This is a genomic window from Rhodococcus sp. FG69, from assembly GCF_057808915.1.
Genome location: NZ_JBMDIX010000001.1, coordinates 53261 through 68087, shown reverse-complemented (window position 1 = coordinate 68087; position 14827 = coordinate 53261). Strand labels below are relative to the sequence as shown.

Annotated in this window: 13 protein-coding genes and 1 pseudogene; 9 read left to right on the top strand and 5 right to left on the bottom strand. The window is 63.3% G+C overall.

The features are described 5' to 3' along the window. Positions 1 to 89: 89 nt before the first annotated feature. From ACODSO_RS00285 to ACODSO_RS00270, 4 genes and pseudogenes are all read left to right on the top strand, one after another. Positions 90 to 1793: pseudogene (locus tag ACODSO_RS00285) on the top strand (ABC transporter substrate-binding protein/permease). A 2-nt stretch (positions 1794 to 1795) separates the two neighbouring features. Beyond that, positions 1796 to 2524 (top strand): amino acid ABC transporter ATP-binding protein, encoded by a 729-nt coding sequence (locus tag ACODSO_RS00280; protein ID WP_489034151.1) that lies wholly within the window; start codon positions 1796 to 1798, stop codon positions 2522 to 2524. Positions 2525 to 2635: 111 nt separating this feature from the next. After that, complete coding sequence (locus ACODSO_RS00275) at positions 2636 to 4678, top strand: PhoX family protein (protein WP_489034149.1); 2043 nt, start codon at positions 2636 to 2638, stop codon at positions 4676 to 4678. Positions 4679 to 4909: 231 nt separating this feature from the next. Continuing rightward, the gene (locus tag ACODSO_RS00270; RefSeq protein WP_489034148.1) at positions 4910 to 5821 is read left to right on the top strand and encodes an alpha/beta fold hydrolase; all 912 of its coding nucleotides are present in this window, start codon (positions 4910 to 4912) and stop codon (positions 5819 to 5821) included. A gap of 46 nt (positions 5822 to 5867) precedes the next feature. On the opposite strand, the gene ggh is transcribed toward ACODSO_RS00270, so the two are convergent. Continuing rightward, entirely contained in the window at positions 5868 to 7205 is a 1338-nt protein-coding gene (gene ggh, locus ACODSO_RS00265; RefSeq protein ID WP_489034146.1) for a glucosylglycerate hydrolase, read from the bottom strand. A 138-nt stretch (positions 7206 to 7343) separates the two neighbouring features. On the opposite strand from ggh, the gene ACODSO_RS00260 reads away from it, so the two are divergent. The 4 genes from ACODSO_RS00260 to ACODSO_RS00245 are packed head-to-tail and all read left to right on the top strand — an operon-like array spanning position 7344 to position 9562. Beyond that, positions 7344 to 7865, top strand: coding sequence for a DinB family protein (locus ACODSO_RS00260; RefSeq protein WP_489034145.1), 522 nt, complete (start codon positions 7344 to 7346; stop codon positions 7863 to 7865). Between the two features lie 14 nt (positions 7866 to 7879). Then, complete coding sequence (locus ACODSO_RS00255) at positions 7880 to 8551, top strand: SDR family oxidoreductase (protein ID WP_489034144.1); 672 nt, start codon at positions 7880 to 7882, stop codon at positions 8549 to 8551. A 33-nt stretch (positions 8552 to 8584) separates the two neighbouring features. After that, on the top strand, positions 8585 to 9115 hold the full coding sequence (locus ACODSO_RS00250) for a GNAT family N-acetyltransferase (protein ID WP_489034143.1): 531 nt from the start codon (positions 8585 to 8587) through the stop codon (positions 9113 to 9115). Positions 9116 to 9136: 21 nt separating this feature from the next. Further along, a complete protein-coding gene (locus ACODSO_RS00245; RefSeq protein WP_489034141.1) occupies positions 9137 to 9562 on the top strand; it encodes a pyridoxamine 5'-phosphate oxidase family protein in 426 nt (141 codons plus the stop codon). A gap of 62 nt (positions 9563 to 9624) precedes the next feature. On the opposite strand, the gene ACODSO_RS00240 is transcribed toward ACODSO_RS00245, so the two are convergent. The 4 genes from ACODSO_RS00240 to ACODSO_RS00225 are packed head-to-tail and all read right to left on the bottom strand — an operon-like array spanning position 9625 to position 12473. Next, positions 9625 to 10848, bottom strand: a complete 1224-nt coding sequence (locus ACODSO_RS00240; RefSeq protein WP_489034139.1) for an alpha/beta hydrolase — start codon at positions 10846 to 10848, stop codon at positions 9625 to 9627. Next, entirely contained in the window at positions 10845 to 11090 is a 246-nt protein-coding gene (locus ACODSO_RS00235) for a hypothetical protein (RefSeq protein WP_489034138.1), read from the bottom strand. Before ACODSO_RS00235 ends, ACODSO_RS00240 begins: the two co-directional genes overlap by 4 nt. Beyond that, positions 11087 to 11704, bottom strand: a complete 618-nt coding sequence (locus ACODSO_RS00230) for a VOC family protein (RefSeq protein WP_489034137.1) — start codon at positions 11702 to 11704, stop codon at positions 11087 to 11089. The genes ACODSO_RS00235 and ACODSO_RS00230 overlap by 4 nt, the downstream gene beginning before the upstream one ends. 16 nt (positions 11705 to 11720) lie before the next feature. After that, a complete protein-coding gene (locus tag ACODSO_RS00225; protein WP_489034136.1) occupies positions 11721 to 12473 on the bottom strand; it encodes a maleate cis-trans isomerase family protein in 753 nt (250 codons plus the stop codon). A 250-nt stretch (positions 12474 to 12723) separates the two neighbouring features. Between ACODSO_RS00225 and ACODSO_RS00220 the strand changes: the two genes are divergently transcribed. Then, on the top strand, positions 12724 to 14826 hold the full coding sequence (locus tag ACODSO_RS00220; RefSeq protein WP_489034135.1) for a hydantoinase/oxoprolinase family protein: 2103 nt from the start codon (positions 12724 to 12726) through the stop codon (positions 14824 to 14826). Position 14827: the final 1 nt, after the last annotated feature.

The window sequence follows — 14827 nt, the reverse complement described above, 5'->3', positions numbered from 1 at the left end:
GTTGACACAACCGCAATCCGATTCCCTGAGGCCGGTATCACCGCGATAGCCTCAGGGGTCTTTTGATCCGTTTATCGAGGAGATCCGCAGTGAACAGTCGCCCTGTACGAGGCCGTGCCCTTGCAGCCATTGCTGCAACGCTCGCACTTACGCTCGGGGCCGTCGCCTGTTCGAGTGACAACTCCTCCGGCGGCACCGGCGAGAATGCACTTGCCGGGTCCGATCAGGTTTCGCTCGACAAGTACACGACGGAAAACGTCACCCCGCTCGATCAAATCGACACCGATGAACTCGGTCTGATCAAGCCCGGCACACTGTACGTCGGCACCCTGTCCGACGCCCCGCCGAACATCTTCATCGACGAGGCCGGCAACTTCACCGGGTTCGACAACGAATTGCTGCGGGCCGTCGCGGCGAAACTGGACCTCACCGTCGAGTTCTCGGCGACCGAGTTCTCCAGCCTGCTCGCTGCCGTGAACAACCGGGTCTACGACGCCGGCTCGTCGTCGATCTCGACAACCGATGCTCGCCGCAACACCGTCGGGTTCACCAACGGTTACGACTTCGGCGAGATGGCGCTCGTGGCGAAAAACGACTACTCGATCAAGACGATCGCCGAACTCGACGACCAGCAGCGCATCGGCGTCGTGCAGGGAACGGTTCAGGACGACTACGTCACCAACACCCTCGGAATCGAGCCGGTCCGTTTCCCGGACTACAACACTGCGTACGCGAACGTGAAGTCCGGCCAGATCGACGCGTGGGTGGCTCCGTCTCAGCAGGCTTCAGGGCAAGTCAAGGCAGAGGACGGCGTCGCGATCCTCGAAAAGACAATCAACACCACCAACTTCACCGCGTTCGCCGTGGCCAAGGACAACCAGCCGCTGATCGACGCGCTCAACTCGGGACTCGACGCGGTGGTGGCCGACGGCACATGGAACACCCTGGAGAAGGAGTGGTACCCGGACCGTGAGGTTCCCGCGGACTGGAAGCCGGGCAGCAAGGCCTCTACCCCTCCCGCGTCCTGATCGATGGATACCCTCTCGAACCTGTACGACACGTTCTTCGATTGGCAACTCATCTGGGAGACCGTTCCCAAGCTGATCACTGTCGGATTGCCGAACACTCTGATTCTGGCTGTGTCCTCCGGAGTGATCGGCACGATCATCGGTCTCGGCCTGGCGGTCGCGGGGATTTCCCGCGCCCGCTGGCTGAGATGGCCTGCGCGCGTGTACACCGACATTTTTCGTGGACTGCCCGCGGCCGTGGTCATTCTCCTCATCGGACTCGGTTTCGGTCCGACGCTCACTCAGCTGACCGGCAGCCGGAGCCCGTTCCCGCTCGGCATCGCTGCTCTATCATTGATGGCCGCAGCCTATTTCGGTGAGATCTTTCGGTCCGGCATTCAGAGCGTCGACTCCGGTCAGCTCGAAGCCTCACGCGCGCTCGGTTTCAGCTATCGCAAGTCGATGACCCTCGTCGTTGTCCCGCAAGGGATCCGGCGCGTGTTGCCTGCGATCGTCAACCAGTTCATCTCGCTGATCAAGGACAGTTCGCTGATCTACTTCCTCGGTCTGCTTGCGTCGCAACGTGAGTTGTTCCGAATCGGGCAGGACACCGCCGCGCAGACCGGCAATCTGTCGCCGCTGCTCGCGGCAGGCGTCTTCTATTTGATCTTGACCGTTCCATTGACGCACCTGGTGAACTTCATCGACAAGCGCCTGCGCTCCGGCAAGGCCGACACGTCGGGCACGCTCGATCCGGTCGAGGCGTCCATCGTGGTGGAGAGGTAGACATGAGCTCAGTTTCGTTGACCGGAACCGATATTCACCTCGCGTTCGGCAGCAACAAGGTCCTGCGCGGGGTGAACATTCACGTCGACGCAGGCCGGACGACGACGGTGATCGGGCCGTCCGGGTCCGGCAAGTCGACGTTGCTTCGCGCTCTCAATCGGCTGCACGAACCCGATCAGGGTGACATCCTGCTCGGCGGAAAATCCGTTCTGAAAGACAATCCGGACCACCTGCGTCAACGCATCGGGATGGTTTTCCAGCACTTCAATCTGTTCCCACACAAAACCGTTGCCGACAACGTCGCCCTCGCTCCGCAGAAGCTCAAGGGTATGTCCAAGGACGAATCGCGGGCCGCTGCGATGGAGCAGCTGGAGTTGGTCGGTCTGTCCAACAAGGCAGACTCGCGTCCCGGCAACCTGTCCGGTGGCCAACAGCAGCGCGTTGCGATCGCCCGTGCACTCGCCATGAAGCCCGAGGTCATGTTCTTCGACGAAGCCACGTCTGCTCTGGATCCGGAGCTGGTCAAGGGTGTGCTGGCTTTGATGGCGGATCTCGCGTCGGGCGGTATGACGATGGTGGTCGTCACCCACGAAATGGGCTTCGCCCGCTCGGTGTCGAACAAGGTGCTGTTCATGGATCACGGAAGCGCTGTCGAAACCGGCACTCCGGAACAGCTTTTCGACGATCCGCACACCGATCGCCTGAAGCAGTTTCTGTCGCAGGTGCTGTAGGTCGGTCCGCGCCGGTGTAGGAGGTGGCGCGCCGCTTAGGGCAGGCTCGTTCTTCCCGACTTCACCTTGGCGTTTCTTTACTTTCGCTTTTTGCTGACACTGTGCCAATCCATGAAGCTTCTTCCAATCCTGACAACCCATGACGGCAGTTCAGCGCGGTCGAACCTGACGTGCAAGTACAAGTGCGGCGATGCCTGCTTCCACGAGGTTCCCAATACGTCGAAGGGCCAGTACTTCGGCGACGTCGTCAAGACCGCAATGACCCGGCGTGGGGTTCTCCGCGGCGGCGCGATGGCCGTGGTCGCGGTCGGTGCAGGCGGCATCTTGGCCGCCTGTAGCACCGATGAGCCCGCTTCTTCGGGTTCAGCCGGGTCGACGAGTGCGCCTCCGGTCGATGGCGTCGACTTCACGGCGGTGGAGCCCAATACCGAGGATGCAGTGGTGATCCCGGAGGGCTACGAGCAGGCCGTCATCATCCGCTGGGGCGATCCGGTTCTGGAAGGCGCACCTGCTTTCGACTTCGACAACCAGACCGCGGCCGCACAGGCGATGCAGTTCGGTTTCAACAACGACTTCGCCGGATTGCTGCCGATCGAAGGAACACCGAACGCGTATCTGCTCGTGGTCAACCACGAGTACACCACCGAGCCGTTCCTGTTCAAGGGATACGACGAGGAGAATCCAACACGCGAGCAGTTCGATATCGCCCTTGCGGCGCACGGACTTTCGGTAGTGCAGGTCGACGGTGAATCGGGCTCGGGCAAGTTGACACCCGCATTCAGCCAGTACAACCGTCGTATCACCGGGACGACGGAGTTCGTCATCACCGGCCCGGCTGCCGGTAGCGATCTGCTCAAGACGAGCGTCGATCCGACTGGAGCCAAGGCCATCGGTACGTTCAACAACTGCTCCGGTGGCGTGACGCCTTGGGGCACCGTGCTTTCGGGCGAGGAGAACTTCAACCAGTACTTCGGCAACGCCGAATCGGTCACCGAACCCGTCCAGGCAGCACGTCTGGCACGGTACGGAATCGAAGGCGCGGCCAGCGATCGGAAGTGGGAGCGCTTCGACAAGCGTTTCGACATCGCACAGGAACCGAATGAGGTCAACCGATTCGGCTACGTCGTCGAGGTCGATCCGTGGGATCCGAATTCGACACCGATCAAGCACACCGCGCTCGGACGGTTCAAGCACGAAGCCGCCACCATCTATGTCACCGACGACGGCACAGTCGTCGCCTACAGCGGTGACGACGAGCGTTTCGACTACATGTACAAGTTCGTCTCGAGCCGAAAGATCATGTCCGGTAGTGGCCAGGCAGCCATGCGCGAGAACATGACCATCCTCGACGCCGGCACCCTGTACGTCGCAGTGCTCACCGGTGATGCACCGGACGCGATCGACGGCAGCGGAACGCTTCCTCCGTCCGGCAAGTTCGCCGGTAAGGGCGAGTGGATTCCGCTGCTGCGGACGGGCGAGGATGGTCGGGGCGAATCACTCGTCGACGGTATGTCTGCCGAAGAGGTTGCCGTGTTCACTCGGCAGGCCGGTGACGCGGTCGGCGCCACCAAGATGGACCGCCCCGAGGATTTCGAGCCGAACCCGGTTACCGGCAAGGTCTACGTCGCGCTGACCAACAACACGAACCGCGGCACCGAGGGCAAGGCCGGCGCCGACGAGGCCAATCCCCGCAACAAGAACAAGAACGGTCAGGTCCTCGAGATCGAGGACGATCACGCGGGCACCACGTTCGTCTGGAATCTGCTGATCGTCGCCGGCGACCCGAACGAGGCCGACACCTATTTCGGCGGCTTCGACAAGACTCAGGTCAGCCCGATCTCCTGCCCGGACAACCTTGCCTTCGACTCCAAGGGCAACCTGTGGATCTCGACGGACGGCAACGCTCTCGATTCCAACGACGGCCTGTTCGCCGTCGTCCTCGACGGTGAGCGTCGCGGCGAGACTCGGCAGTTCCTGACGGTCCCGGCGGGCGCCGAGACCTGCGGCCCGATCATCCAGGACGAGCGCGTCGTCGTCGCGGTCCAGCACCCCGGCGAGTTCGACGACGCGTCGGCCGACGCCCCGGGCTCACACTGGCCCGACGGTGGCGACTCCCAGCCGCGTCCCTCGATGGTGGCTGTCTGGAAGTCCTGAGTTTCCGCCCTCGAAGGCGCGCATAGCCGGTGGTGAACCGCTATGCGCGCCTTCGTCGTTGTTAGGTTTCATTCAATCGATCGACCGCATATGTGACTTCTCCGCACGCTCTCGGTCAGCCCCTCGAGCTGGTTGACCGGTGGTAACGGTTGTGTAAACCTCAGACAAGACAGACCTGGTGGTCAGCGACCGAACGGCTCGTCATCGAAACATTCGCGGAGGGTACTTGCAGTGAGCGACATCGGACTTACGGACGAATTCCTCGAGCGCAGCGGTTCGTCGCTGTCGGCCCTGACGGTTCTCAGCGCGCTGCGCGCGGGTACGGCGCTTCTGACGGATCTGACGCCGGAATCAAGTGCTTCCCATCTGAATTCAGGGTCGGCCAGCTCCTTCGACATCGTGTTCCCCATCAGGACGAATGGAGAGGGCGCGCCGCTGTTCTGCATACATCCCATCGTCGGACTGTCCTGGTGCTACAGCGGATTCGACAAGTACACCGACCGACCCATCTACGGAATCCAGACCCCGGGCCAATCCGATCTGCCCGGCACGCTCGATGCTCTCGCGCAGCGGTACATCGACGAGATCGAGAAGATCCTTCCCGACGGCCCCTACAATCTGCTCGGCTGGTCGCTCGGCGGAACCATCGCCCACGCCATGGCCGTCCGGTTACGGCAGCAGGGCAAGCATGTCGATTCGCTCGTACTGCTGGACAGCCATGCCGTCCAACGGGCGAACGCGTTGGAAGCAAACCTTCCCGCAGCAGACCTGCTCGACGCCGTCGGAATCACGCTGCCCGGAATCAACGGACAACGCATCACACTCGAGTCGTTGCCTTCCCTCGGCTCGGACGTCATCGAGACTCACGAGGTCGAGCGACTCATCGCTGCGGCCCGCCATAACCACGAGCTCGCCGTCGGCCACGTCCCGGGTGTCTACGACGGGGACGTGCTGTTCGTCGGCGCGGCGCACGAGGAGATGCATGGACTCTCCACCTGGCACCCCTACGTTCGCGGTCAGATCACGACTTACACGGTTCCGCAGTCGCATTGGCAGATGACCTCGGCATCGGCGTTGCGCGCTGTCGGTCCCCTCGTCGCGCGTCACCTCGGGGCGAACGGCGTCAACGCGATCGGTGGTTGAGTACACCGGATGCACTCGAGCGCACGCGCGGTCGGTCGGTGGGCCTTCAGCCCAGCCAGTCGAGAACCGCAGCCGCCGTCCAGGATTGCTGCATACTTCCGAGCGGCTCACCCGTGAACGGTTCGTAGTACTCGGCGAAACTCCCGTCGCTCGCTTGGCGCAGACCTTCCTCGCGCAGGTTCAGCGATCGTTCCGCCCAGCCGCGCCGCGAGAACGCCCACGAGAACAACCATGTGATGACGGGCCAGACCGGGCCACGCCAATACTCGCGAGGCTTGAAGTCCCGCGACACAGGCGAAGTCGACGGTGGAACCGCGTATCGCAGATCCGGATGCCCGCAGAATCTCGTCCCCTCGAACATCCGAAGCAGCGTCCGTTCCTGCTCCCGAGCCAACCCCCCGCACAACAGTGGTGCGAACATGGCGATGGTGTCGGTCGTGATCCATCGGCCGGCTCGGAGGTCGTAATCTCGTGCAGCGCCGGAGCGTGCGTCCGTCGTCGCGATGACGCCCTTGCGGAACTTGTCAGCCCAGCCACGGAGTTCGCGGACGTCGGAGTTCGGTTTGGAATGCTCCTCACCGATCGTCGCCAACACGTCGCACGCCATCGCGAAGATCGCGCTGACGAACACGTCCTCGACCGCGAAGCTCATCTTCTCGGCGAGGGCGGCGTCGTCGTATCCCGCTTGTTTCATTTCCTCGACCAGCCAGATGTAGCGGTCGTATTCGAGATTGCTCGGCCGCTGCGAGGCGTCGGTGATGACGGCATCGTCCTTGCGCACGTACGCCGGCATCGCTCCGGCCACGACGCCTCGGTATGAAGCGTCCCATCGCGGGGAGTTGTCCATACCGGACTCCCAGCCGTGGAAGAGAGTGATCCGTCCATTGTCGGCGATGTCACGCGCCTCGGCGAGCCAGCGGTGCCATCGGACCAGGTTGTCCCAACGCCGATCGAGAAACTCCTCGGCCACGGCACGCGTCGTCCTGCCGTGCCGGCGCGAATGGTCGAGAATGCGCTGCACGGCGATCGCGTGGACAGGTGGCTGTGTGATGCCTGATGTCTGCACGCCCAACGGCGCGTGCACCGCCAATTCGGTCGTCTCCCACCTACCCGGGCCGGGGAAATAGCCGTCGACACCGTTCGCGAACACGATGTGCGGAATCATCCCGTTCTTCCACTGCGCGGACAGCAACGTATCGAGTTCGACGACTGCACGCTCGACGCTCAGTGGCGCCAGACCGACCGATACGAACGCGGCATCCCAGCTCCACATATGCGGGTACAACCGCGGCGCGGCGCTCGTCATCGTGCCGAGGTCGTTGCCGCGCAGTAGGTAGGCAGCCCGAGCGGCCAGCTGTGTCGAGGTGAATCCACGGTCGCCCATATCTCTAGTTTGCGACCGTTCCTGGCTTTCCGCCTATCGAGGGTTCACTGTTGACCCAGAATTGATCTTTTGTCGAGGACCGTAGTTGTCCGCAATTGTCCTTAGATTTGGTTCGACGCCAACGAAAGGGACCTCGACATGTCACTCACCGGTGAGAAGGCCGACATTCTCCGAATGCTCGCCGACCAGCGGAAGAACTTCCTCATCACCGTCCAGGGCATCACGGACGAGCAAGCGCGGGCGCGGACCACGGTCAGCGATCTGACTCTCGGCGGTCTGTTGAGCCACGTCGTCGGCAACGAGCGCAGTTGGATGAAAGTCATCGCGGACATGGACGACACCGCTGAGTTCGACATATCCGCTATGGCCGAGGAGTACGTCCTCAGCGACGATCAGACCGTCGCGGGACTCGTCGCTGAATATGCGCGCGTCGCCGCGGCAACCGAGGCGGCGGTGGCCGAGATGGATCTCGACGTCCAGGTCCCGCTTCCGACGGCGCCGTGGGCTCCGGAGCGTGGATGGCAGTCGGCCCGATTCACGCTGCTGCACATCCTCCGCGAGGTGTCCCAACACGCCGGGCACGCGGACATCATCAGAGAGGCCCTCGACGGCGGGAACACGACGAGACAGATGGCGATCGATGCCGGAATGACCTTCTGACTACAGTTGACCGTATGACTTCAACGGCTCTGGTGACGGGTGCCAGCCGAGGCCTCGGCGCGGCAATAGCGCGTCAACTCGCGCCCGATCACCACCTCTACCTGGGCGGACGGTCGTCGCAGTCGCTGGCCTCGATATCCGCGGAGCTCGGAAATTCGACCCCATGGCCGGTCGATCTGACCGATCACGACGCAGTCGCCGCTGCCGCCCGCGGCATCGATTCTCTGGATGTGCTCGTTCACAATGCAGGCGTCGCGGCGCTCGGCACGATCGAGGAGTCGTCGATCGACGACTGGCGAGCACAGTACGAAGGCAACGTCCTCGCTGTCGTGTCGTTGACGAAGGAATTACTGCCCGCTCTGCGACGGGCAGGCGGGCACGTGGTGCTGATCAATTCCGGTGCCGGTCTGCGCGCGAATCCGGGCTGGGGTGCGTATGCGGCGTCGAAGTTCGCGTTGCGGGCGTTCGGCGACGCGTTGCGCCAGGAGGAACCGTCACTGCGCGTCACCTCCGTCCACCCGGGGCGGATCGATACCGACATGCAACGAGCCATCGTCGAGCACGAGGGCGACGTCTACGACGGGTCGAAGTTCCTGCACGCCGATACGGTCGCTCTGGCCGTCCGCCATGCCGTTGACACTCCCGCAGATGCGCACCCGACGGAGATCGTGCTGAAGCCCAGGTAGTGGCCACGGTGACAGAAGCGGGAGAATGGTCGAGTGCTGCTACGACGTGAACGGCCCGCCGACCGACCCGCGGTTCTTCGGGTGATCCACGACGCGTTCGCCAAGGACGACACCGTTCCCATCGAGGTCGGACTAACCGAAAGACTCTTCGACGACGGCTACATCCCGGAACTGTCACTCGTCGCGCTCGACGTCGATCGGATCGTGGGATACGTCATCGGGTCCCGGGGCTTCGTCGGCGACATAGAACGCACGGGCATCGAACGCACGGGCATCGGAGCTGTCGGTATCGGACCGCTCGCCGTTCTACCCGAGTACCAGGGGTGGGGCGTCGGGACGGCGTTGATGTTCGCCTTGGTGGGCGCGGCGGAGGCCACGCACGAGCAATTGCTCGTACTGCTCGGCGAGCCGGACTATTACGGCCGGTTCGGATTCCGGGCCGGGTCCGAGGTGGGCGTCGGGTCTCCCGACCCCGAGTGGGGTACGTACTTCCAAGCCCTCCAACTCTCCGACGGCCCGGTGAACGGGACATTTCGATACGCCAAACCCTTCGACGAGCTGTAGCAGACGACTTAGGCTCATTCCATGCCACTGTCGAAGTCGGAGCGTGAAGAGCTTCTGTCCGAGCCGCACATTGCGGCGCTGTCGGTATTCGCCGGCGCCGATCGAGGCCCACTGACGGTACCGGTCTGGTACCAGTACACACCGGGCGGTGAAGCCTGGGTACTGACGGGGAAGAACCCCAAGAAGGCCGAGTTGATACGCGCTGCAGGTCGTTTCAGCCTGATGGTCGAGCGGGTCGAACCGTCGATCAGGTACGTGGCGGTCGACGGCCCGGTCAGCCGCGAAGAGTCGGGCACCCCGGAGCACCTACGGGAAGTGGCCGAGCGCTATCTGCCACCGGAGAAGGTCGACGGCTACATTCAGTTCGCCAGCGCTGATCACGGGGAACAGACTGTGTTCTTCCTACAGCCCGAACACTGGGTGTCCTCGGATTTGGGCGCGATCTGACCGCCCGCCGAAATCGAGGTTACGCGCCGAAATCGGCTGAAATCCGTGCGTAACCTCTTGTCTCAGCGGAACCGTTCGGACAACCACGCACCGATCTCGGCGGCCGCCAGGGCGGCACCGGTCGGAGCACCCTCGGCGATCGGGCCACCGAAGTGGGTACCCTCCACTGCGACCCGCGTTTTGTCCGACGACCCCAGTGCATCGGACATTCTCGACACATCTTCCGGAAAGCACGCCTGATCCCCGGTCAGTTCGACGAACAACGACGGCACCTCGACCGCGGGCGCGCAGCGCACGAAGTCGGCGTTGGTGGTCAGACCGGACCACGTGGAAAGCCAGGCATCCGGGCTGGCGAACCGAGCGAATCCGACCAAGCCGTAGTTCGTCAGATCCGGCCGCCGACCGAACAACGAACCGTACGGCCGCGCGTTCGGACTCAACGACAGGTCGGTGAACCGCAGATCCGCGTCGGTTCGATACACGGTCAGGATCCGTGGTGCCAGTGCATTTCGGCGGTCGACAGGATCGCCATTCGACTCGAACCGACGGCGTGCATCCGACGCCTCCGCGACGCGAGATCGCGCGATGTCGTCGAGCCGCGCAACACGATCCTGCTGGGCCCTCCGATATCTCTGCACGAACTCCTCCGAATAGGAAGAACTGTTCGGGGGGTCGGCGAAGCCGTTGACCGGATCGAACGGGTCGAGTGCCGGATCGACCGACATGGGATCGGACTCGTCGACTACCGACGGGTCGATCAGCCGGAGCAGCAGCGCGCCCTGGCCCGGATGCGGTGCCATGAAGATCGCGCCGTCGGGAAGAGGCATGTCGGCCGTCGCCAGATCGACCGGCCGTCCCGAGGGAGTGCACGACAACCGACTTTTCGGCTCCGATCCTGCCTGCTGGTGATAGAAGGCGTACAGCGTTCCGCCACCGGAATGTCCCAGTGTCACACGATGATCGAATGATCTGTCGCACAGGAAGACCTGGCCCGCGGCGGCGTCGAGCAGCGCTTGTTCGTGCAGTAGCGAGATGTCGTTGTTGACCGAGCGCGTGCCCTGCGTCCAGACCGCAAATCCGCGAGCAAGGAGTTCCGGAACGAGGACATGATGCGTCAGATCCTGCCGGGGGTGCATGAGCGAGACGACGGTGCGGGCACCTGGAACCGAACGCAGTACGCCGGTGACCTTGGCGCCGTCTGCGGTCGACAGTTCGTGCACCGAGGTAGTCGTCGACGACGGTACCTGCGCGGCTTCGATGTAACGGCCTGCACCCACCCCCGTCATGCCGGCTCGATCTTCATCGCGTCTTTGTCCCACTGCGTGATTCGAGAGTTCATCAGGCCTGCGACGCTGCTGTACCAGACCGCGTGCCTGCACCCGGTCGCTCGACGGTCGATGACGATGATGCCGTCCGAGACCAAGCGGAAGTAGGAACCGACCCGGTCGAGGACCACCGCAGGATCACTGTCCGCGACCGCAACGATCGACGTGTTCTCGGGAATGTCGAGTACGAACATCGTTGTCATCGAACCGAAGCCCCCTCTGCCCGTTCCAGGATCAGTTCGGCTTTGCGTACGAGAAGGTTCGCCATGCTCGGATCCTGCCCGCGCACGACGTCGATGAGAGCGTCGATCGTCAGGTTGGCGTCGAGATCCTCCTGAGGCGTCACCGGCCGCATCGCCCTCGTGATCTCGATCATGTAGCCATTGGGGTCGTGCGTGTAGATCGACTCGATCGTCTCGTGTTGGATCTGCATCTCGACCGGCCAGCTACTCCTGTCGAGTCGACCCCGGTACTCCATGAGGTCGTCTTCACTGTCGACGTGGATAGCGAGATGCCGCGACCTGATGAAGAATATCGGTACGTCCTCGGCGAAGCGTGAGTACGAATCGCCCTGTGGTCCACCCTCGAACGGCTCGAGGCCGAAGTAGTAGAAGAAGGCGAGTCGGTCGTCGTTCCCGATGTCGAAGAAGAAGTGGATGAAGTCCGGGTGCTTCTCCGGTCCCCACCCGGCGGCACAGATCGAGTGCACGACGGGGAAACCGAGCACATCGCGGTAGAACTCCACCGTGCCCGCCGGGTCGAAGGTGGGGTAGGCGACGTGATCGACGCCTTTGACTTTGTGGCGCATGTCGGACATGGAGAAGTACCTTCCTTTACAGAGTTGCCGATACGTCGGCCCGCAACAGCGAGCCGGCACCGGGTAGATCCACGGGCACATCGAGAGCCCGCAGCAGGCTGTAGGCGCCCGCCGTGGCCGCGGACAGCACAGGAATGCCGAATTCGTCCTCGGCCGCCTGCACGAGTGGCAGCGAGGGCATCTGCACGCACGCCGAGATCACCAGCGCGTCGGCGCCGCTGAGATCGAGGGATCGAGCCGCGTCCATCACCCGTTCTCCGGGTATGCACCCGACCTCGGCGTTGTCGGAGACCTCCAATGCGCGCCAGTCGAGCACCCGAATCCCTTCGGCCTCGATGTACTCGACGACCTTCTCGGCGAGAGGCCGCATGTACGGCGTCACCAGGACAATGTCGGTTGCGTCGAGCGCACGCAGACCCTCGATCAACGCGCCGGCACTCGATCGAACCGCGGCGTCGGACCCACCCGTTGCCAACTGTTCGGCGACGAGTCCCTCGACGCGTTGATGCTCTCCGGGTCCGGCAACCATGAGCGCGACGAGACACGCGTACAGGAGTGCGTCGACGCCGGCATCGCCGAGTTCGAGAACACACCGTTCGCGCTGGGCATTCATCGCACGAAGCTGTTCCGGCGACACGGCCTGCATGCGCATCCGGCTCGAATGGAAGGAGAACGTGGCGTCGCGGTGTCGCCCCAGCAACGCGGGCATCTCGGTTTCGACCGTCACATTCGAACTCGGTACGACGAGTCCGACGCGGTGGATTTTCATAGGGCCTCTTCTCGGAATTTGACGTTAATGACGAGTATTCGACGTGAATGACAATTCGTCAAGCGTCACTGGCCTGCGCAATCGACGACCGCGGTCCGGTCAGGCACCATCGAGCATGGTGATAGCGCTCACAATTGCTGCTTGACATGTTGTCGTTCACGTCGAATACTCGACGCAGACGTAAGCGGTGTTCGAGAGGGTTCTCACACCGCACTGGCGTCTTCGACTCGGACCTAAGGAGCACACCGGCATGGCATATGTGATCGGAGTGGACGTCGGCGGAACGTTCACAGACGCAGTACTCGACGACGGCTCCGGCACGGTCGTCGCCGCGAAAGCACCGTCGACACCACCCGACTACTCGCTGGGTGTGATGGACGTGCTCGACGCACTGGCCGAGCAGCTGGGGAGCTCGACGCGAGAGATGCTGGCGAACACGCACCACATCGCCCACGGCACGACGTCCTCGCTGAACGCCTTGGTGATGGGCAACGTGCCGCCCGTCGGGTTCCTCACCACCAAGGGCCACCGGGATTCGATCTACATAATGAACGTCGAGGGCAGATACCTCGGTGGCTCTCCCGAGCAGCTGCAGAACGTGATGGGACAAAGCAAGTCTCACGGTCTTGTTCCGAAACGACATGCTCTCGAGGTCACCGAGCGGCTCGATCGCGACGGCAACGTCGTCGTCGCCCTCGACGAGGATTCGGCCCGGATCGCCATTGGAAGCCTCGTCGACGACGGTGTATCCGGTATCGCGGTCTCGTTGCTGTGGTCCTTCCGAAACCCAGTGCACGAAAATCGAATTCGCGAGCTCGTCCACGAGATCGACCCCACCATGTTCGTCTCGCTGTCCTCGGAGGTCAGTCCCCGCATCCGGGAGTTCGCTCGCAACGCGACCACGATCATGAGCACCCAGATCGGCCCCGGACTCGCCGACTATCTCGGTTCGCTCGAATCCAAGCTCCGCGCGCTCGATCTCGCCGGACCACTGCTGGTGATGCAGAGCAACGGCGGCGCAGTCGCCGCAGCAGAGGCCCCGAAGAATGCCATCAGCACCGTCGGCTCCGTTCTGACCGGCGGCGTCGTCGGCGCGGTGTCACTCGGCAAACAACTCGGACACAAGAACATCATCGCCACCGACGTCGGCGGGACGACCTTCCTCGTCGGACTCGTCGTGGACGGCGAACCGGTACGCGCGTCGAGCACGATCATCAACCATCATCCGATCAACGTGCCCACCCTCGAGGTGCATGCGATCGGTTCCGGCGGCGGAGCGATCGCGTGGGTCGATCCAGGTGGAAACCTGCAGATCGGTCCGCACAGCGCTCAGGCAGTACCAGGGCCTGCCTGCTACGGACAGGGCGGAACCGAACCGACCAACGCCGACGCCAATCTCGTCCTCGGCATCCTGCCCGAACGGGGCCTCCTCGGCGGACGTAAACCACTCGACAAGGAACTCGCGCGCGAGGCAATTCGACGCCGCATCGCCGAGCCGCTCGGGCTGTCCATCGAGGACGCTGCTGCGGCAATCTATGCGGTACAGAACGCGCAAACCGGAGATCTGCTGCGCAAGACCGTCGTCGAGGCAGGTCACGATCCGCGCAACTTCGTGCTCTACGCGTTCGGGGGAGCTGGACCAGCCCATTGCGCCCGGTACGCGGCCGAAGTCGGCGTCAAGGAAGTCATCGTGCCACTCGGGCAGGTCGCTTCGGCGTTCTCGGCCTACGGTCTCGCGTCGTCGAACATCGTGCTCGCTGCCGAGCTGTCCGATCCCGCCGCGATGCCGCTCGACCCGGAGCGCGCCGAACGCAACTTCGAGGGTCTCGAGAAGCGGGTACGCGACGCACTCGGTCGACAGGGACTGTCGTTCAGTCGAATCCAGGTCGAACGCGAGATCGACATGCGGTACACGATGCAGCTGGCCGAGGTCGCCACCGCCATCCCGGAGGGAAACCTCGACGCCGCCAGCGTCGCGCACGCGTCGGATCTCTTCGAGCAGCGATATGCAGACCTCTACGGCAAGGACAGTGGATTCCGCGAGGCGGGCATCCAAGCCATCACCTACCGAGTTCGTGCGACCGGCGTTCTACCGTTCTCGCCGACGCTGCCGGAGCTCAAATCGGCTGATTCGTCCGACGCCGCCAAGGCGCGCATCGGTTCACGGAAAGTGTGCCTGGACGGACGGATCGGCTACGTCGACACCGACATCTACGACTACAGCAAGCTCGCAGCCGGTCACGTCCTCGCCGGCCCCGCGATCGTCGAGGTTCCCACCACGACGGTCGTTGTTCCCCACGGCACCACCGGCACCGTCGACCGCCTCGGCAACCTCAACATCATCGCCCAGTAAG

Bases quoted from the DNA above. Each gene is read 5' to 3' on its own strand.
- ACODSO_RS00280 (WP_489034151.1), top strand. From the start codon at position 1,796: ATGAGCTCAGTTTCGTTGACCGGAACCGATATTCACCTCGCGTTCGGC.
- ACODSO_RS00275 (WP_489034149.1), top strand. From the start codon at position 2,636: ATGAAGCTTCTTCCAATCCTGACAACCCATGACGGCAGTTCAGCGCGG.
- ggh (WP_489034146.1), bottom strand. From the start codon at position 7,205: ATGGGCGACCGTGGATTCACCTCGACACAGCTGGCCGCTCGGGCTGCC.
- ACODSO_RS00260 (WP_489034145.1), top strand. From the start codon at position 7,344: ATGTCACTCACCGGTGAGAAGGCCGACATTCTCCGAATGCTCGCCGAC.
- ACODSO_RS00255 (WP_489034144.1), top strand. From the start codon at position 7,880: ATGACTTCAACGGCTCTGGTGACGGGTGCCAGCCGAGGCCTCGGCGCG.
- ACODSO_RS00245 (WP_489034141.1), top strand. From the start codon at position 9,137: ATGCCACTGTCGAAGTCGGAGCGTGAAGAGCTTCTGTCCGAGCCGCAC.
- ACODSO_RS00240 (WP_489034139.1), bottom strand. From the start codon at position 10,848: ATGACGGGGGTGGGTGCAGGCCGTTACATCGAAGCCGCGCAGGTACCG.
- ACODSO_RS00235 (WP_489034138.1), bottom strand. From the start codon at position 11,090: ATGACAACGATGTTCGTACTCGACATTCCCGAGAACACGTCGATCGTT.
- ACODSO_RS00230 (WP_489034137.1), bottom strand. From the start codon at position 11,704: ATGTCCGACATGCGCCACAAAGTCAAAGGCGTCGATCACGTCGCCTAC.
- ACODSO_RS00225 (WP_489034136.1), bottom strand. From the start codon at position 12,473: ATGAAAATCCACCGCGTCGGACTCGTCGTACCGAGTTCGAATGTGACG.
- ACODSO_RS00220 (WP_489034135.1), top strand. From the start codon at position 12,724: ATGGCATATGTGATCGGAGTGGACGTCGGCGGAACGTTCACAGACGCA.